The organism is Acinetobacter sp. CIP 64.7 (assembly GCF_000369745.1).
Classification (GTDB): domain Bacteria; phylum Pseudomonadota; class Gammaproteobacteria; order Pseudomonadales; family Moraxellaceae; genus Acinetobacter; species Acinetobacter fasciculus.
This window is the reverse complement of the sequence record NZ_KB850179.1, coordinates 1,603,236-1,623,194: the sequence shown is the minus strand read 5'-3', so window position 1 is coordinate 1,623,194 and position 19,959 is coordinate 1,603,236. Positions and strand designations below refer to the sequence as shown.

Below are 19,959 nucleotides of genomic sequence, written 5' to 3'. Positions count from 1 at the left end.
TAAATGTTGTCATATAATGTGGCACATTTTTATAAACCTGTTATTACCTAATATATAGAGGAAGCCATGCAAGTAACTTCTGAAGCGGTTTCGGGCGTTGCCCGTCGTTTAAATGTTTCTGTACCGACGAGCCGTATTAATGAGCAATTTGAAGCTCGTTTAAAACGCACTGCTAAAACTGCGAAGATCAACGGCTTCCGTCCAGGTAAAGTACCTGTAAACGTAGTTCGTCGTGAATACGGCGCGGGTATCTACCAAGAAGTGGTAAACGATATTATTCGTGACACGGTATTCGAAGCGATCCAGCAAGAAAAAATCAATGCTGTGGGCATGCCAAACATCGAAAAAACTGAAATGAAAGACGACGCGCTGGTATATACAGCGACTGTTGAAGTTTATCCAGAAATCGAAGTGAAATTCGATGGCTTGGAAGTTGAGCGTAAAGCAGCTGAAGTAAATGACAAAGATGTTGAGAAGATGATTGAAAATCTTCAAAAACAACGTGCTGCTTGGGCTGAAACAAAAGGCATGGCTAAAAAAGACATGCAAGTAACTTTTGATTTCGAAGGTTCAATCGACGGCGAAAAATTTGAAGGCGGTTCTGCAGAAGACTTCAAACTAGTACTTGGTTCTGGTCGTATGATCCCTGGCTTCGAAGACGGTATCGTTGGTATGAAGAAAGGCGAAGAGAAAGTGATTGATGTAACTTTCCCTGAAGACTACCAAGCTGAAAACCTTGCTGGTAAACAAGCTCAATTCAAAATCACTGTGAAGCTTGTTGAAAAACAAAAACTTCCAGAAATCGATGCTGAATTCCTGAAAATCTTCGGTGTATCTGAAGAAGAAGGCGTTGAGAAGTTAAAAGCTGACGTTCGTAAAAACATGGAACGTGAAGTGAAGAATGGCCTTCGCAACCAGGTTAAAGGCGCGACTTTCGATGCATTAGTTGCTGCAAACGAAGTTGAACTTCCAGCTACTATGCTTGCTCAAGAAATTGACCGTCAACGTCAACAAATGATCCAGCAGTTCACACAGCAGTTTGGTGCTCAAGGTGCGAAAGCATTTGATTCAAGCATGCTTCCAGACGAATTGTTCAAAGAACAAGCTGAAAAATCTGTAAAACTTGGCGTACTTGTAAGCCGTGTTTTAGCTGATGCGAAAATTGAAGTAGATGCTGCACGCGTTGAAGCGTACATCGAAGACATGGCTTCTTCTTATGAAGATCCAAACGAAGTAATTGAATACTTCAAAAACGATGCGCATCAACGTGCCCAAATCGAAGCAGTTGTACTAGAAGACCAAGTTGTTGATTACATTTTGGCTTCTGCTAAAGTAACTGATGCGACTGTAAGCTATGAAGACTTATTGAAAGAGCAGCAAGCTCGTCAACAAGGCTAATTTAGCTTTCGATAAAAAAGGCGCTTAATGCGCCTTTTTTTCATATTGATGCCTGAAAAAAGCATTTCTGTTTTTCACAAAACTAATGCAAAAAATATAATGGATTTTTTGGCGAATTTTTTGCAATTTCAGTGATTATCCCTCATATTGTGATTATGGGTTAGGTCACAAAAAATTTAGGAATAAATAAACGTATGTATGTTCCAACGATTGAAAACGCTTTAGTGCCAATGGTGGTAGAACAATCCTCTCGTGGTGAGCGTTCTTTTGATATTTATTCACGCCTTTTGCGTGAACGTGTAATTTTTATGACGGGCGAAGTTGAAGACAACATGGCGAACCTGATCGTTGCGCAAATGTTGTTTTTAGAGGCGGAAAATCCAGATAAAGATATTCATCTATATATCAATTCACCAGGCGGTTCGGTAACTGCGGGTATGGCGATTTATGACACCATGCAGTTTATCAAACCTGATGTCGTAACGTACTGCATGGGTCAGGCAGCATCAATGGGTGCGTTCCTGCTGAATGCCGGTACCAAAGGCAAGCGTTATTGCCTTGAAAATGCCCGTGTCATGATTCACCAGCCATTGGGTGGTTTCCGTGGTCAGGCTTCAGATATTGAAATTCATGCACGTGAAATCCTGTTTATTAAAGAACGTTTAAACCGTTTAATGGCTGAACACAGCGGTCAGGATTACGAGAAAGTTGCACGTGATACAGACCGTGACAACTTTATGACTGCTCAGCAAGCGAAAGAATACGGTCTTGTGGACGAAGTTTTAACTAAACGTCCATAAGTTTTAAAGATTGAGATAGTGGAGTAAATATGTCCGAACATCCTCAAGGACAAAAGCATTGTTCATTTTGCGGTAAAACGCAGTCTGAAGTCGGGAAGCTGATTGCAGGCGAGGACGCATACATTTGTAACGAATGTGTGGACGTATGCTTAGATTTGGTTCAAACCAGTCAGCAGGTGGAAACCAATGACTGGGCCAATCGTCCTTTGCCGAAACCGCATGAAATTCGTGCGGCCTTGGATCAATATGTGATTGGTCAGGACGTCGCGAAAAAAACCTTGTCAGTTGCGGTTTATAACCATTACAAGCGCTTGAAAGTGCAAAATAATGGCAAGAAAGCTGATGATTCAGTCGAGCTTTCAAAAAGTAATATTATGTTGGTTGGTCCGACAGGATCGGGCAAAACCTTGCTTGCACAAACGCTGGCACGTCTTCTTGATGTTCCATTTGCCATGGCAGATGCAACGACACTGACCGAAGCCGGTTATGTGGGTGAAGATGTAGAAAACATCGTACAGAAGCTACTGCAAAAAGCCGATTACGATGTCGAAAAAGCGCAAAAGGGCATTATCTATATCGACGAGATCGACAAGATTACCCGCAAGTCTGAAAACCCATCCATCACGCGTGATGTATCGGGTGAAGGTGTTCAGCAAGCATTATTGAAAATGATTGAAGGTACGGTTGCATCAATTCCGCCACAAGGTGGACGTAAGCATCCGCAGCAAGAATTCATTCAGATTGATACCTCGAACATCCTGTTTATCTGTGGTGGTGCATTCTCAGGACTTGAGAAAATTGTACAGCAACGTCAGGAAAAAGGTGGCATCGGCTTTACTGCAGAAGTGCGTAAAAAAGATGAAACCAAGAAGCTGTCTGACTTGTTCCGTCAAGTTGAAGCAACTGACCTGGTAAAATTTGGTTTGATTCCAGAATTTATTGGTCGTTTGCCAGTAATTGCCACTTTGGACGAGTTGGATGAAGAAGCATTGATGCAGATTCTCACTGAGCCGAAGAATGCGTTAACCCGTCAGTATCAACATCTGTTTGATATGGAAGATGTGGATCTGGTTTTTGAAGAATCGGCATTACGTGCAGTGGCTAAGAAAGCAGTTGAGCGTAATACAGGTGCACGTGGTCTACGTTCGATCCTAGAAAATTCATTGCTGGAAACCATGTATGACTTGCCAAGCCGTAGCGATGTCGGCACTGTCGTCATCAATGAAGCCGTGATTAAAGGTGAAGCAGAGCCGGAATACCGTGCCGAGCGTCAGCCACATGATCAGCAAGAGACTGCGACAAAAATAGATTTAAAGGTCGTGAATAGCAAATCCGCTTAATTGCTATTCGTCCGAAACGTGCGAAAACTCCGTGTTTTCGCACGTTTTTTATTTCCAAAAATAAAGCTCGGTGTTAATCTGATTCACTAGGCGTGGATGCCTAAAACTTATAAAAAACAAATCGCAAAGCACTTGCATACAAAAGAATAAAGACGCAGTGAGGGATAAGCATGCGTGGAGTCGCAATTGTACTCATCAGCAGTTTGGCATTGCTGGGGTGTCATGGTAAGAAAGCCGTCGTTGAGCCTACACAGCCACTCAGCACTTTAAAAAATATCGATCTTGAAAAAAAACCGGGCTTTGTCGAGCAGCATCGTATCGGCATGTTCACCATTGGCGGTTGGGTCAATCAAAAGCAGGGCAACCAGTTTCAGACGGTGAAACCGCAGCATGATGAAGCCGCCATCGTGTATTTATACCGGCCCGATTCTAAATGGAATCGTCAGGAAATTGTCGCTGCCAGCCTGTTTATCAATCAAGAACATATTCCAAGCTTATTGCACAACCATTATTACTGGATTGAAGTGCCTGCAGGGACCTATCGTTTGAGTACCAGTCGACCGCTAGGCGCGCTGCATTTCCAGAAACCTAAATATCTGGATTTTACTGTCGAAGCGGGACAGTCTTATTTTATTAAATATGATGAAGAGAATATCAGTACACGCCGGAGTGTTTCAGGGCCACTCATGCTGATGCCGGAAAAAGTTGGTCTGAATGAAATTGCTTTTACTCAGCTAAAATCAGACAGTTTTAACTTCGTGGCACAAGATCAGGAAACTGGCCAGATTCGTAAAAAAGCCCAAAAAATTGAACCGACTGCTTATGATCCATCATTGGATATACAGCTAAAAGCACCTTTTAAACTTTGGGATCCACGGACTTGGTAATTGACATTTTATTGAGAAAATATAATAAAAAAGCACCCTGAATGGGTAATGCCAGTCAGTTAAGAAATTGACTGGCATTTTCTTGGGTATTTCTGCGGTTTTCCTTTCACAACTCGTGGGCAACTTCTAACCCTTCTCTCAGGCAAAACATACCTCCTCGATTTCTCCAGTAAACTTTCTAGATGTTTAGGTAAATTCCCTGCGGAGTCTAAAGAATCAAATCTTAATATATTCAGGATGCTGATAGAGGCAATATGAAAGCTGATTCTCAAAGGACTGACTTTTGCACGTTGAGCCATATGTTTCATTTGTCTTCTTAGAATATTATAGGCAATGAAGACCCCCCATAATTCTTGATAAATTAAATCAGGTTGCTTGCTCCTCAAATGCTTACCTTCCTGTAAATCACTTTTGATTTCTCGGTAACACATTTCTATTTCCCAGCGCTGGGCATAAAGCTTCGCCAAGCCTATCAGTGGATATGCCTTTGAATCCATTAATGAAGTGATATAACGTCTAATTTTCCCTGCCTGCTCAACTTCAATCAAACGCGCTTCCCAATATTCTCCTAATGATGGATTTAGCTTCCTGGCTCTAGCTGAAAGAGGCATTTTGATTTGAAAGTCATGCGGGGAATTACGTTTAATGATCTCATAGCGTAAATTATCTTTTGCTCTCATTAACCAATGACTGGCTTCTACTCGTGTTTGCCAGTCAATCAAGAAATCAGCAGAGAAATAGGCTCGATCAAACAAGGTAATACTATGCGATGGAGGACATAATCGATTTGCCAGTGTAAGTTCACCCTGATCCATGCTACCTATTTGGGCATCAATGATTTCATGGGTGCTGGTATTTACCAGGCAGGTTGCTCTCACTTGTGGATAAGGGGCTGCAGCGGTTTTACCCTTAGATGAGCCAAAGTGTTCAAAATTCTCGTCTGTATAAGGCATAGACCAAACCACCCCGTCAACAGCACATACACTAAGGCCATGAAAGTTTGAGTATTGCTGTTGGGATTCTTCAAACCAGGCTTGGCTGAGTAGAGAAAACAAGGTATTCAAGGGCTCTCGTCCTAAACGTTGTCGTGCTTGCACTGCTGCACTGGGGACACAATATTCTGTTGTACCAAACACAAGTTTTAGTTGCTCTACGACATACCCGATCGGTTGATCTCGAAATAGGGCAAGCCCAATTACCAGCCATACCACATGTTCGGCAGGTAATTTTCTTCTCCTGATAGAAGCCTTACCTGTTTGATGTAGGCTTTCTTTAATCCAGTTTAAATCAATGAGTTCACTGAAATGGCTGAGTGAAGGCAAAGAATGTTGAAGGGTGCAATCTAAATTTTCAGATAAAGTCATAAAAAAAATGAGCGTATTGGCATACACTCATTTTTACTACATTTTTCTAATGTCTGCTTAACTGACTGGCATTACCCTGAATGGGTGCTTTTTTATACAGATTTAATTAGCCCGCAGCAGCGTCAACTACTGGAATCTTACCAATTTTTGCTTGCCAGATTTTAGGTGCAGTCGCGTGAATAGAAGTACCATTCACATCAACCGCTACAGATACCGGCATATCTTTTACCACAAACTTGTAGATCGCTTCCATGCCTAGGTCAGCAAAGGCAACCACTTCAGCTTCACGGATGGCTTTAGATACTAAGTAAGCAGCACCACCGACAGCCATAAGGTAAGTCGCCTGGTTATCTTTAATTGCTTCAACGGCAGCAGGACCACGGTCTGCTTTACCGATCATGCCGAACATGCCAGTTGCTTCAAGAACTTGACGCGTAAATTTATCCATACGCGTAGCCGTTGTTGGGCCAGCAGGGCCTACAACTTCGTCGCCGACTGGATCAACAGGGCCAACGTAGTAGATAAACTTGCCTTTCAGATCAACAGGAAGTTCTTCACCGTTGTTCAGCATGTCGACCATACGTTTGTGTGCAGCATCACGACCTGTATAGATTGTACCGTTAAGAAGAAGTGTATCGCCTGGTTTCCAGCTATTCATTTCTTCTTGGGTAATCGTGTCAAGGTCAACACGTTTAGAAGATGAAGAATCCCAAGTCACAGCAGGGTAGTCTTCAAGTTTAGGTGCTTGAATATGTGCAACACCTGTACCATCTAACTGGAAGTGTGCATGACGAGTCGCAGCACAGTTCGGGATCATACCAACTGGTTTACCTGCAGCATGACATGGATAATCTTTGATTTTAATATCAAGTACAGTGGTTAAACCGCCAAGACCTTGTGCACCAATACCCAAAGCATTTACTTTTTCGAAGATTTCGATACGAAGCTCTTCCATTTTGCTTTGTGGACCACGACGAAGCAATTCGTCCATGTTGATCTCTTCCATCAATGCTTCTTTGGCAAGCATCATGGCTTTTTCAGCAGTACCACCAATCCCGATTCCCAGCATACCTGGTGGACACCAGCCTGCACCCATGGTTGGAACAGTTTTCAGTACCCAATCCACGATTGAATCAGATGGGTTTAACATTGCTAGTTTAGATTTGTTTTCTGAACCGCCACCTTTGGCTGCCACAGTGATATCTACTTTATTACCAGGCACAAGCTTGTGGTAAATCACGGCAGGAGTGTTGTCTTTGGTATTTTTACGACCAAATGCAGGATCGGCCAGAACTGATGCGCGAAGCACGTTCGAGTTTTCTAAATAACCCTGACGTACGCCTTCATTGATTGCATCATCCAGGCTCATGGTTAAATCGAATTTAACGTCCATGCCCACTTCAACAAATACGTTGACGATACCGGTATCTTGACAGATTGGGCGGTGGCCTTCTGCACACATGCGTGAGTTAATTAAGATTTGTGCGATCGCATCTTTAGCAGCTTTGTTCTCTTCACGATCATACGCACGGCTCATCGCTTGGATAAAGTCTTGTGGGTGATAGTAAGAAATGAACTGAAGCGCATCTTTAACCGATGTGATCAAGTCATCTTGCTTGATAATAGTTGTCATACAAATATCTCTTGAGCGGGCTGATAGCTAGCGGGCTAAATTATAAGACAAAAGAATCGGGTTGTGGGCATTTTGGGCGAGCATTGGCCGAAAGTTTATAGTTTAAGCAATCTGAGCAAGGACTTTAGCTATTCAATGGGTCAAATATGACAGCAAGTTGTCATATTCAGTGTCATATTTCAGATTAAAAATACGCATAATTTTTCTGATATTATATTAAGTATTTGAATTTTATTATTTATTTTAAATTTAATAAAAACCAGATTGTCATATAACTGTCATAAAACTTTTACATAATGCAGCTATCAAATAAAGGAGATCCTAACAATGGTTACAGGTATTTTGATGGCAGCTGGTTTTTGTGTATATATCGCTGCAACTTGGATGTATGGTCAGAAAGAAGAGCAAGCCTAAGCTTATCTTCTTTCTCCTATTTTAAGGTTTTATTGATTTACACTATCTTCAAATCTTCAAATCTTCAAATCTTCAAATCTTCAAATCTTCAAATCTTCAAATCTTCAAATCTTCAAATCTTCAAATCTTCAAATCTTCAAATCTAGTTATAAAAATATTTGAAAACTCAAATTTAAAAAGTATCTCTCCTATAGCTTACTCAAGCCATATTGACCATTTACATTTTTAACCCAGAAAAACTCAAAGCCTGAAAACCCTTACACATGCGGCATTTTTTATTGCTTAGACTGTTTCTCTCAACTTCTAGAAACAGGCAAGTAGAATGAACAATTTTAATGCAAGTGATATTAAAGAACATGCTTCAGTCATTGCTTCATGTGGTACTCAAGTCGGGAAAGTAGACCATTTAGAAGGTCAGGATTCAATTAAATTAACAAGAAGTGATGATGAAAATAATGAGCATCATCTGATTCCCTTGAGTTGGGTAAGTGAAATCAAAGACAATAGCGTGGTGCTCAATAAAACGGCGGAAGACGTGCATAAAGAGTGGACCACCTTATAAAAAACTAAAGTCAGTGGACTGAAAAACAGGGCTGCCTCAGCTTAATTTTTTATGTCACAGACTTTATGGATAATCGTTGAAAATGCCAGTTCGAAAGACTGGCATTTTTATTGTTTATTAAAACGAGATAATGATCGCGTGCTGAATTTATTGAAGCTATGAGTGTTTTTTTATAAAAAAACCACCTGATTTTTCAATCAGATGGTTTGGAAAACTTAAATTCAAGAAGTATTAAGCTTCTTGCTGCTCGGCCTGAATCGCGGTTAAGGCAATGGTAAACACGATGTCATCGACCAAGGCACCACGCGACAGGTCATTGACCGGCTTATTCAAGCCTTGCAGCATTGGTCCAACACTGACTACATTGGCAGCACGTTGTACCGCTTTATAGGTCGTGTTACCGGTATTCAGATCCGGGAAAATAAATACATTGGCACGTCCAGCCACTTGTGAATCAGGTGCCTTTTGACGCCCCACGCTTTCCACCGATGCTGCATCATATTGTAATGGCCCATCAATCAACAGGTCAGGACGACGTTCTTTGGCAATGCGTGTAGCTTCCGCGACTTTTTCCACATCAGCGCCAGTACCCGAAGTTCCTGTCGAATAGGAAATCATGGCAATGCGTGGATCTATACCAAAGGCTTTGGCAGAATCGGCGGACTGGATTGCAATTTCGGCCAGCTGTTCTGCATCAGGGTCCGGATTGATCGCACAGTCACCATACACATAGACTTCATCTGGCAACAGCATAAAGAATACGGAAGATACCAGTGAGTAATCCGGAGCAGTCTTGATCAGCTGGAAAGCAGGGCGTACCGTATTTGCGGTGGTATGCACTGCACCCGACACCAAACCGTCAACCTGATCCAGCGCCAGCATCATGGTGCCAAGTACTACTGTATCTTGCAGTTGTTCACGGGCTTGCAGTTCGTTGAGCTTGCCTTTACGCAGCTCCACCATCTTGTCGATGTAGTTTTCACGCACCAGATCCGGATCAAGAATTTCCAGATCTTCAGGCAATTCAATACCGCGAGCTTTGGCTACTTCTAGCACAGCTTCAGGCTTGGCCAGCAAAATACACTGTGCAATACCACGCGCCTGACAAATGGCCGCAGCCTGTACGGTACGCGGTTCATCACCCTCTGGCAGTACAATACGTTTTTTCGCAGCAATCGATTTCTGTACCAGTTCATGACGGAAAGCGGAAGGTGACAGACGTGGCTTATAAGAACCATTCAACATTTGATTCAGCCATTCCGGATTGATATGGCTTGAAACAAAACGTGTCACCTGATCTGCACGTTCGGTATCATCCACTGGAATTTCATTGCTGAGATTTGCCAGTTTTTGTGCGGTTTCAAACGTACTGAGTGGTGTATGTAAAATCGGTAAACCTTGCTTGATGGCAGCCTGGCAGAATTCCAGTACATGATCATTTGGCTGTTGATGTTCAGTCAGCACCAGACCGGCCAAAGGAATCCCATTACTGCTGGCCAGACTACTTGCCAGTAATACATCAATCCGGTCAGAGGCACTAATAATTAATTCGCCAGCTACAAACTTATGTAGTTCATGTTCAATATTGGCTGAAATCAGACTATTGTGTTGCACACGGCGCTGTTTGGCTTCGCCTTCATTAATCCAGTAAGCAGAAATATGGGCAGCCAGATCAGACATGCGTGGCACACTTAAGGTTTTACTGAAAGGCACCAAGCCAATCACTGGCAATTTTTCAGAACCAATATGCGGATGCGTCTGCTGAATAGCTGTAATAAATTCGGCGGTTTCAGCTTTAAGGCGTAAATCCGGATTCAGCGTGACAGGAATCTGCGCAGATTCTTCAGGCAGGCCTTTGGTGCGCATTAACATGATACCTGCCAGACGGGTAGAGCTAGCGCCACCAAAATTACGCAGCTGATGTTCAACTTTGTCTGCGGTTTGGCTTGGCTGCTGAATATTGGCATTGCTGACCACAATAACTTTGGCATCAAGAGCTTGTGCCAGTGAAGCATTCAAATCATCGGCAAAACTGTCCTGAGTATTTGGCAGCAGACCTTCGACAATAATCAGGTCATGCTGTTTGGCGATTTGACGATGCAGACGTACCGCTTCTTCAAGCAATTCATCCTGTTCACCCAGATTGATCTGCTGCAAGACTTTGCTATAACGGATGGGTTCAACAGTTTCACTTTGAGAAATATGACGATACAAAGCCGTGGTGCGGTCTTCGATTTCATTCAATTCCTGAGCAAAAGGTTTCAGGAAACCAGCTTTTACCCCTTGGCATTCCAGTGCATAAATCAGGCCCAAACATGCAGAAGTTAAGCCTACGCCTTCCCCCGTGGGAACCAATAAAATTGTTTTCATAAATTATGTCAGTCGCAGAATAATAAAAATCAGTGAAAAAGAAGCTAAAGCCTGCTTATGCAGGCATTACCTCAGCTTGAGACTTTTTTGCAGTATTGCGCTCCACTTCAAGTTCAACCACACTTTGAACTTCCCGGGCAATACGGCCTTCTTCATCTGTTGGCACTACCCAGATTTGTGGGCCTGTACCTGAATCAATTCGGCCTTCGGTACCGCGTTTCAGCTCATTATTGGCATTTTTATCCAGACTGAAACCGAAATGAGGCAGGTAAGTCATGGTTTTTTCGCGGATATACGCTGAGTTTTCGCCAATGCCGCCAGTGAAGAACAGACCATCAAGACGTGGCAGACCACAGCTCAACGCTGCCAGAGACTTAGCTAAACGGTAGCAGAATACTTCAATCGCCAGTGTGGCATCTTCATTGCCTTGTTCTGAAGCTTCAATCAGGGTACGCATGTCATTGGACAGATCAGACAAGCCCAAAAGACCACTTTGGCTATTCAGCATCTTGTCAATTTTATAAATATCCCAACCCAGGTTTTTCGCCAGGAAGCTGTGCAGACTTGGGTCAACATCGCCACTGCGTGTGCCCATAACAATACCTTCAAGTGGAGTTAAACCCATTGAGGTATCTACACTTTTCCCATTCCAAACGGCACAGGTCGAGCTACCATTACCTAAATGCGCGGTTAACCAGCCACCTTGTTTGAAACTGCCTGCCAGTTCAGAACCACGCTCTGACACATAGGCATGACTAGTCCCGTGGAAACCATAGCGACGCACACCATGGGCGGTATATAAAAATTTCGGCAGGGCATAACGATAAGCATGCGCTGGCATGGTTTGGTGGAAGGCAGTATCAAATACCGCAACCTGTGGTAATTCCGGGAATAAACGTTTGGTAGCTTCAATACCAATCAGGTGTGCCGGATTGTGTAATGGTGCAAGCGGCGTTGCTTCACGAATTTTTTCAATAATCTCGTCATTGATTAGTTCAGCTTTGGTTAGGCTGCCCCCATGTACGACACGGTGACCGATCGCATCCGGACGGTAGTTGGCCAGACGTTCCAGACCGACTTCGAGTGCTTTTTTGTGGTCAGCAAATGGAATGTGGATATCGACCGGCTCATTGCCAACCGTCACGCCTTTAATGCGAGCATTCTCTGTGCCTAAGTTCTCAGCTAAACCATGAATACGGAAATTCTGCTCCTCAAGAAGTAATGCAAACTTGATTGAAGAAGAGCCACAATTAATAACTAATACTGATTTAGACACGATTGATTACCCAATTTTTAATTAAAATTCTCGTCCATTTGCTTGACCCAATTGCGGGCAATGAAGCAGCAATCCAGATCAATGAATATGTTTTAACATTTGTTTTTTTTCTGTCCTAGATAGACTTTAGCAGATTAGACTTAAGCATTATCGACCGATTTAACAATAATAACTAAAATTTATCAGTTCGTAGTTTTCATTTATAAATAAAATGATGCTGAAGAGATGATCAATAAGAATACTCAATTCTGCTTAAATTTAATTTTAGAACAAATTGGTTTTTAGTTTAGCGCCTGAAAAGGCAAATATTGTTTCTAAATACAATTCTATAAAGAGATTCATCAATAAAATGACCTGAAGGTTCTGATCCATGTATTTCAGTGTGAATTTATCTGTCCATAAAAAAACAGCCTCACACATGAGGCTGTTTTAAATGAGCGATCTGAATACTTATTGGCGAATCTGACCATCACCAAAGACAATCCATTTCTGCGAAGTCAGGCCTTCAAGACCGACTGGGCCACGAGCATGGATTTTATCGGTCGAAATCCCGATTTCTGCGCCTAAGCCATATTCAAAACCATCTGCAAAACGAGTAGAGGCATTGATCATGACCGAACTTGAATCTACACCCGCCAGAAATTCGCGTGCCAGACTGTAGTTTTCCGTAATAATAGAATCAGTATGATGCGAGCCATATTTGTTAATGTGCTCAATGGCTTCTTCTATACCAGAAACAACTTTGATCGCCAGAATCGGACCCAGATACTCGGTATACCAGTCTTCTTCGGTTGCTGTAATGACTGCATCTCCAAGAATACGCTGGGTTTCCCGGCAACCACGCAGTTCGACTTTTTTCTCTTGGTATAGCTCTGCGATGCGTGGCAAGAATTCTTCAGCGACTTTTTCATCGACCAGCAGGGTTTCCATGGCATTACATACGCCATAGCGATGGGTTTTGGCATTGAGCGCAATCGGCAAGGCTTTCAACAAGTCCGCTTGAGCTTCCACATACACATGACAGTTGCCATCTAAATGTTTAATGACCGGTACGCGTGCTTCCTCGGTAATTCGTTCGATCAGGCTCTTGCCGCCACGAGGCACAATCACATCCACATATTCGGTCATGGTAATCAACTGGCCCACTGCAGCGCGGTCAGTCGTATTCACGACCTGTACGGCAGCCTCAGGCAAGCCTGCGACTTTCAGGCCATGCTGAATCGCGACAGCAATGGCCTGATTCGATTCCAGAGCTTCTGAGCCGCCCCGTAAAATAATGGCATTGCCTGATTTGAGCGCGAGTGATGCCGCCTCCAACGTGACGTTAGGACGTGACTCGTAGATCATGCCGACCACACCCAAAGGCACACGCATCTTGCCCAGTTGAATCCCGGATGGGCGATAAGCCATATCACTAATTTCACCAATCGGATCTTTCAGGCCAATGACATCTTTCAGGCCCTGTAACATACCTTTAAAGCGCGCGGGGTTGAGTTCTAAGCGATCAAGCAGGGCAGGGTCCAGATTGTTATTATGCGCCTTAGTCATATCTTTCTGGTTAGCAACCAAAATAGCAGCTTGGCTATTTTCCAAAGCCGTATAAATAGCGGATAACGCATTATTTTTAGTTTGGGTGGACGCGCGAGCCAAAATGCGAGACGCTTGGCGTGCCTGCTGTCCTACCGTTTGCATGTATTGTTCAATAGACTCTTGCATAGCGGTTTGATCACTTAGAAATTTCATTTCGATATTAACAGCCTGCTGCTGCACAATGAAGCCCATCTATTAAAAATCATCCGTTTTCGCAGACTTCTAAACATTTTGAAATTGTTTTCTGTTTAAAAGTAGATAAGTGGTCACTGAAGCGGTTGCTTGTGAAAAGCAGCTCTGTATAGAATGAAACACGCGGCATTGATGTCATTTATAATTATTAAAGAGCAGGATGCGTGTTCAGGCACACCGGAATGCGCCTGAAATATAAGATCTGTTAAGCATGACTTGCACAATAAAAATAAGGCAAGGACGGAGGAAAAGGAATATGAATTCCATCATTCATATGGATGCCCATGTATTGGAACAACCTAGCCATAAGGGCTTTTTTGATCTTTATGATAAGCACAGTTTTAAGCAGCCGCCACGTACGACTTGGATGGAGGGCTGGAAAATCGAATATATGGCGATCGCCCGTCCGGATACCTTACATTTAAGACCCATGGTGATTATTGGGGGAGCTTTCCAGAATTTTAATTCCTACAAATACTGTGTAGAACAGCTTTTTGATGCAGGTCCCATCATTCTGATTGACCTACCGTCCATGGGGGCCAACCAGCAGATTAGTAATGTCGATACGGGGCTGTCTGCCGGAACACTGGAGCTTGAAGACCTTGCTGCGATGCTGGGGCGCTGGCTGGAACAGATGCAGCTGCCGCAAGTGGCAATTCTAGGCATGTCCTTGGGTTCAGTGGTGGCTTCCTGTTTGGCAGATCAGCGTCCTGAACTGGTCGATCGGATGATCCTGATGGGTGTGATGCAGAAAACCCGTAAAAGCTGGCGGATGCTGCTGGAAGAGTCTTTGCATCTAATGAAAGAACAGCGTATGGATGAATTTGGTCAGGCCGTCATTTTGTACCTGGTGAATCATGCACGTTTAACAGAAACCCGGATGTCACCGACTGCAAAGCGTTTGTTCTTTAAACAGATGGCGGAATTTACGGCCACCGAACAGGATCGTTATGATATCAATTGCAACCGTTTATTGCGTCTGACCAATGTGCCGATTCCACAGTGCAAAGTGCTGGTGGCATGTGGGCAATATGACAGTTTTACCTTGCCACATGAGAATGCCAATTTTGCCCTGCAATGTCCGAATATGCAGTATGTACAAATTGCAGGCGCCGATCATGTACCGCAGTTACAACGTCGTAAAGAAACCATGCATCTGTTTGCAACCTTCTTACGTGATGAACCGGTCGATCAGTTGCCGGGAATTATTCCGTTTAGCCCTGAGCAGATACAGCAGCTTGAACGTCGCGGTGAAGAGCGGATTCAGGTGCAAGATTCACAGCGTTTCCTCAGTCATCGTCATTCTGATCTCATTTTAAAAGCAGAGATCGTGGACATGAATTTCTTTGGGGTATTGCTGGAGTTAGATGTAGAACAGGCAGTATGCGCAACAGCTTATCCACGTGATCTGGCCTTGCATCTGGAAGATGAAGTTGGGGAATTTCAGATTGAGTGCCTGATCTTTGAACAGGATGATACTCAGCTGCGTGCTTTATTCAAACATGGCAGTTTTGAAGTCGCAGAACGCTTATTACGCTTTGTACAAATGCAAAAAGTACTGTCACAAACTGAAGTATTTGATGCAGCAATTTAAAAAACAGCAGCATTAAAAAACAGCGTACTTAAACGCTGTTTTTTTTCACGGCATGAATCATCCAGACCAGATCACCTAAATGTTCATCCTGTTCATGAGTCGGGTTTGGCTGATGAGGCTCGGCAAAATAACGTTGTGGTTGTTGTACCTCAACCTGGTCAAATCCTGCATCTTGAAAAAAGTGCTGTAGTTCTTGAGGGGATTTAAAATGAAAGGTAAACGCACTGCGAGACATGAATTTAAGCAGACGGCTACTGCTCCAGATAAAGTTCGCTAGTTTATTTTTCACCGGTTCGGGGTAAATATCGCTGAGATAGTGAACTGCCGGGAAATACTGCGCATTTTCTGTAATACCCTGCATCAGAATGCGTAACATCTGCTGATCAAAATAATTAATCAGTCCTTCACTAATGACCACTAAGGGCTGGTTGCGGTCAAACATCTGAAAAATACAGTCCAGTTCTTCACTAAAAATATCGGCAGTCAGGACTTCAGGTGCATGCTGATCAATTTGCTGTAAAGCCTGCGTCTTGATCTTGGCCATATCAGGCAAATCCAGTTCACGATAATTAATCTCTGGAAATTTCTGTCTGAAATTCCAGCTGCGGGGAGATAGTCCGCAGGCAATTTCAAGAACCTGAAGTTGTGGATGTTGCTCAATTAGTTGACACAAATGCTCATCAATCATTTGATGACGCTGCTTAAGTGTCGTACGCATGCTACCGCCGACATGGCGTTCTGCCCAGGATTCAAGTGGGTGAAGCAGTTTGGCCAGAATTTTACCTTTAGTGGTCGCAAAGGCTGGATGCGAGATCCCCATTTGATACCAGATATAGCCGGTATAGTGCGCAGTAAATGAAATATGGCGATGTTGTGAAAGTGTTTCTGTCATATCGTTCTTACCTTATTGTTATTTTTAAATTGATTAAATAATTGTGTAACCTTTTCATTACTATAATTAAAAAGGAACACTTTGTCGTGTTCCTTTTTTTTGTGTTGACTGGATTAAAAAGCTTTAGCTCATCTGCTGTTTGAACGCCACTATTTCATCACGGATATTGCGCCATGCTTCTCCCAGATCAAGCTCTGACCCAATCTGGATGTTCGGGATGTTGCCGCGCATACGTTCCAGACGTTGCTGGTTCGGAAGGGGCAGATCAACAATCCCTTCCAGTGCAATACATTGTGCTGCACGATCATTGCAGACTAGCCCCATATCACAACCCGCTTTGAGTGCGGCCTGAATTCGGGCATCGGCACCGCCTGCGACACAGGCGGCCTGCATGCTTAAATCATCTGAGAACAGGACACCGTCAAAACCAAGCTCCTGACGTAAAACTTTCTGAATCCAGAATTCAGAGAATCCGGCTGGATTTAGATCAACTTGGCTATAGATGACATGAGCCGGCATCAGCGCATCCAGTTGTGATTGCAGTTGGATAAAGCTTCGCATGTCTTTTTGCTGGATTTCTGCATAGGAGCGCGTATCAATCGCTGCAGCAACATGTGAGTCCGCTTTGACCGAGCCATGCCCGGGGAAATGTTTACCAGTTGAAGCCATACCGGCACGTTTCATACCTTTTAGAAATGCGCTGGCTAGTGGAATAATGTCCTGGATATTTTGGGCAAAGCTACGATCACCGATCACATCACTGATATCATTCAAGTCCAGTACCGGGGCAAAGCTGAAATCAATGCCAACAGCCAGCACTTCAGCTGCCATCAGCCAGCCGCATTTTTCAGCCAGTTCCAAAGCACGCTGTGGATCATTACTATAAAGTTCGCCAAATCTTCCCATTGCAGGCAGCAGGGTAAAGCCTTGTCTTAAACGCTGGACACGACCGCCTTCCTGATCGACCGCAATTAAAATATCAGGACGCACCTGACGCATATGATCGGTCAAAGCACGGACTTGCGCCGGAGATTCGATATTGCGACCAAATAAAATCACTCCACCGACTTGCGGCGCACTTAATAGTTCAATATCTTCTTGAGTGAGGGTTGTGCCTGCGATGTCGAGCATCAATGCGCCAATCATATGCGGAATCCGTTTTAGAGTTTTTCGGAGAAAACAATACCTGAATTCTGCAATGATTTGCTACACTTTGTCAGCACAGAATATGATAAAACTACACGACATAAACATATTAAGTTGTTTAAGATGCTGAATACGTTAAATTCTGGTCGAAAAGCAACACGGTCACATTGGTCTCTAGGCCAAGGAAGTACGAATTATTTATGAAATTTCAAACTATAGCTTGCGCAGTTGCGATTGCGACAGGTGGATTCTTTTTTACCCATGTAGTGAATGATGCGATTGCGGCCAATAGTAATGAAGTGGTCAGTAAAGCAATTCAGCCATCTCAAGAGCAGGCGCTGGTGTCACGTCAGCTGGCAACCCTGGTTGACCGTCAGCATTATTTAAATATGCGTCTGGATGCCCAGACCTCACAGCGTATTTTTGATTTCTATATTGATAGTCTTGATCCGGAACATAGTCTGTTTTTGGCTCCAGAAGTTGAAAACTATAAGAAACGCTATGGTGCCAATTTTGGTGCCAATCTGAAAGCCGGCAATTTGTCTGGTCCTTATGAAATGCATGCGCAATATCAACAGCGATTGCACCAGTTCTACACCTACATGTTGAATGAGCTGAAAAAACCGCAGAATCTGAATCAGCCAAATGTTTATATCGAAACGGATCGTGAAAAAGCGCCGTTCTTTAAAACTGAGGCTGAACAGCGCGCGCATTGGTCGAAAATGCTGGTGTCTCAGCTGATCAATTTGACCATCAGTAAAGAAGAGGAATTGGCCAAGCAGAAAGCCCTGAAAGCCAATCCGGAACTGGCGAATGGACAAGACCTGACGGGTCCTGAAGATCTGACGCCTGCGCAAACCTTGACCAAGCGTTATACCCGTCAGCTGGAACGTCTCAGCCGCATCAAGAGCGATGATGTGCTCGACAAGACACTGAATGCAATGATGCTGACTTATGATCCACATAGCAATTACTTCCCGCCTGTGGATGCGATGGAGCTGAATCGTCAGACGACTTTACAGCTGGAAGGCATCGGCGTATCGATTCGCCCGGAACGCGGCAATGAAGATTACACCAAAATTGAAACCATCGTTGAAGGTGGTCCGGCCAGCAAATCCGGTCAGGTCAAATCAGGGGATCGTATCATTGGTGTGGCCCAAGACGGCGAACAGATGGTCGATGTCATTGGCTGGCCAAGTAATGAAATTGTCGGTCTGATTCGTGGTAAACGTGGCACGAAAGTCACTTTACGCTTACTCGGTGCGGGTGCTGCCATGGGGCAGGCCCGTAATGTGACTATTACCCGTGACGTGATTCAGGAAGAAGATGCCGGTGTGCGTACACGTGTAGTCGACATTCAGCGCGATGGCAAGAAATATCAATATGGTGTGATCGAAATTCCGTCATTCTACCTGAACTATCGCGCACGCCGTGCCGGTACGGATTATCGTTCGGTATCCGAAGATACCAACAAAGCCTTGAAAGAGTTGGCAGCGAAGAATGTTGCCGGGATTATTGTTGATTTACGCAATAACCCGGGTGGTTCACTGGAAGAAGTGGCACGTATGCTAGGGCAAGTAATCAAGTCTGGCCCAGTGGTGCAGATCCGTGATGGCAATGGTAATGTCAGCGTCTTTGAAGATGATGATGGTGGTGCACAAACTTATGCGGGTCCATTGGCAGTGATGGTGAATCTGGCCTCTGCATCGGCCAGTGAAATTTACTCTGCTGCGATTCAGGATTATGAACGCGGGATTGTGATTGGTAGTACCACCACCGGTAAAGGTACAGCACAGGTGCAACTGGATAGTTTAGCGCATGGTCAGGCGACGCTGACGCAGCGTAAATTCTATCGTGTGACCGGTGGTAGTACCCAGAATAAAGGGGTTGTTCCGGACATTAAACTGGTCGATATTTATAACGAAGAGTTTGGTGAGCGTAAGGCTAAAAATGCCTTGCAGTGGGATACTATTCCAACGGCACCATTTAAACGTGAAGGGGCTGTACAGAAATACGTTCCTGAATTAGCTAAACTTTCTCAGCAACGGGTCACACTGGATTCTCAGTTCAAGTATTTAGAACAGCGTAAAGCCGTGATGAAGAAAGCCGAAGAAGAGAAACGTCAGGTACTGGACTTGCAACAGCGTAAAGCTGAGTTGATTGCCATGGAGCAAAAAACGCTGGATGCAGAAAACACGCGCCGTGCTGCAACAGGTCTGAAACCTTATCCAAACTGGGAAAGTTATCAGGCTTCACTGGATGCCTTGATTGAAACACGTGCCAAGATGAAGGCCAAAGAACGTCCGGCTCTGCCTGAAGAAGAAGCGTTTGTGATTGAAGCGGCAAATGTGTTACTGGACTATGCCAAATTACAGAAAAAATCCTAAGATTTAACTTTATTTATCATTCATTAAAATAGCCTGTTTCGACAGGCTATTTTTTTATTTTGCAAATCTGCACAAAAGACCAAATAAAATTTTGCTATGAAGTGCCATCTGTCT

General features: G+C 43.8%; 14 protein-coding genes. 7 read left to right on the top strand and 7 right to left on the bottom strand.

The genetic code is table 11. The annotated features are described in order from the left end of the window. Positions 1-66: 66 nt before the first annotated feature. The 4 genes from tig (at position 67) to F890_RS14285 (ending at position 4,425) form a co-directional block, all read left to right on the top strand. The gene (gene tig, locus F890_RS14300) at positions 67-1,398 is read left to right on the top strand and encodes a trigger factor (RefSeq protein WP_005267472.1); all 1,332 of its coding nucleotides are present in this window, start codon (positions 67-69) and stop codon (positions 1,396-1,398) included. A 194-nt stretch (positions 1,399-1,592) separates the two neighbouring features. Beyond that, positions 1,593-2,198 (top strand): ATP-dependent Clp endopeptidase proteolytic subunit ClpP, encoded by a 606-nt coding sequence (gene clpP, locus F890_RS14295; RefSeq protein WP_004647427.1) that lies wholly within the window; start codon positions 1,593-1,595, stop codon positions 2,196-2,198. Between the two features lie 29 nt (positions 2,199-2,227). After that, entirely contained in the window at positions 2,228-3,538 is a 1,311-nt protein-coding gene (gene clpX / locus F890_RS14290) for an ATP-dependent protease ATP-binding subunit ClpX (protein ID WP_004278407.1), read from the top strand. Positions 3,539-3,708: 170 nt separating this feature from the next. Beyond that, positions 3,709-4,425: a DUF2846 domain-containing protein gene (locus tag F890_RS14285; RefSeq protein WP_005103168.1), complete on the top strand. Its 717-nt coding sequence runs from the start codon at positions 3,709-3,711 to the stop codon at positions 4,423-4,425. 59 nt (positions 4,426-4,484) lie between these two features. Here the strand turns inward: F890_RS14285 and F890_RS14280 are convergent, their stop codons facing one another. Then, positions 4,485-5,789 carry an IS4 family transposase gene (locus F890_RS14280; RefSeq protein WP_005104965.1) on the bottom strand — a complete coding sequence of 435 codons (1,305 nt, stop codon included), beginning with the start codon at positions 5,787-5,789 and terminating at the stop codon, positions 4,485-4,487. Between the two features lie 106 nt (positions 5,790-5,895). Beyond that, positions 5,896-7,422: a fumarate hydratase gene (locus F890_RS14275; RefSeq protein ID WP_004278405.1), complete on the bottom strand. Its 1,527-nt coding sequence runs from the start codon at positions 7,420-7,422 to the stop codon at positions 5,896-5,898. A 736-nt stretch (positions 7,423-8,158) separates the two neighbouring features. Between F890_RS14275 and F890_RS14270 the strand changes: the two genes are divergently transcribed. Then, positions 8,159-8,398: a DUF2171 domain-containing protein gene (locus F890_RS14270; protein WP_004278404.1), complete on the top strand. Its 240-nt coding sequence runs from the start codon at positions 8,159-8,161 to the stop codon at positions 8,396-8,398. Positions 8,399-8,629: 231 nt separating this feature from the next. On the opposite strand, the gene pta is transcribed toward F890_RS14270, so the two are convergent. The 3 genes from pta to F890_RS14255 all read right to left on the bottom strand — a co-directional run bounded on the left by pta (position 8,630) and on the right by F890_RS14255 (position 13,760). Continuing rightward, positions 8,630-10,768: a phosphate acetyltransferase gene (gene pta, locus F890_RS14265; RefSeq protein ID WP_005103170.1), complete on the bottom strand. Its 2,139-nt coding sequence runs from the start codon at positions 10,766-10,768 to the stop codon at positions 8,630-8,632. 55 nt (positions 10,769-10,823) lie between these two features. Further along, positions 10,824-12,044 carry an acetate/propionate family kinase gene (locus F890_RS14260; protein ID WP_005103172.1) on the bottom strand — a complete coding sequence of 407 codons (1,221 nt, stop codon included), beginning with the start codon at positions 12,042-12,044 and terminating at the stop codon, positions 10,824-10,826. Between the two features lie 450 nt (positions 12,045-12,494). Then, the gene (locus tag F890_RS14255) at positions 12,495-13,760 is read right to left on the bottom strand and encodes a glutamate-5-semialdehyde dehydrogenase (protein ID WP_004278400.1); all 1,266 of its coding nucleotides are present in this window, start codon (positions 13,758-13,760) and stop codon (positions 12,495-12,497) included. 322 nt (positions 13,761-14,082) lie between these two features. Between F890_RS14255 and F890_RS14250 the strand changes: the two genes are divergently transcribed. Then, positions 14,083-15,420, top strand: coding sequence for an alpha/beta fold hydrolase (locus tag F890_RS14250; protein WP_005103184.1), 1,338 nt, complete (start codon positions 14,083-14,085; stop codon positions 15,418-15,420). 28 nt (positions 15,421-15,448) lie between these two features. Here the strand turns inward: F890_RS14250 and F890_RS14245 are convergent, their stop codons facing one another. Both F890_RS14245 and nagZ read right to left on the bottom strand, forming a co-directional pair. Continuing rightward, positions 15,449-16,312, bottom strand: a complete 864-nt coding sequence (locus tag F890_RS14245) for a class I SAM-dependent methyltransferase (RefSeq protein WP_005103190.1) — start codon at positions 16,310-16,312, stop codon at positions 15,449-15,451. A gap of 123 nt (positions 16,313-16,435) precedes the next feature. After that, the gene (nagZ, locus tag F890_RS14240) at positions 16,436-17,458 is read right to left on the bottom strand and encodes a beta-N-acetylhexosaminidase (RefSeq protein WP_005103191.1); all 1,023 of its coding nucleotides are present in this window, start codon (positions 17,456-17,458) and stop codon (positions 16,436-16,438) included. Between the two features lie 200 nt (positions 17,459-17,658). Between nagZ and F890_RS14235 the strand changes: the two genes are divergently transcribed. Further along, entirely contained in the window at positions 17,659-19,845 is a 2,187-nt protein-coding gene (locus F890_RS14235) for a carboxy terminal-processing peptidase (RefSeq protein ID WP_005103193.1), read from the top strand. Positions 19,846-19,959 lie beyond the last annotated feature (114 nt).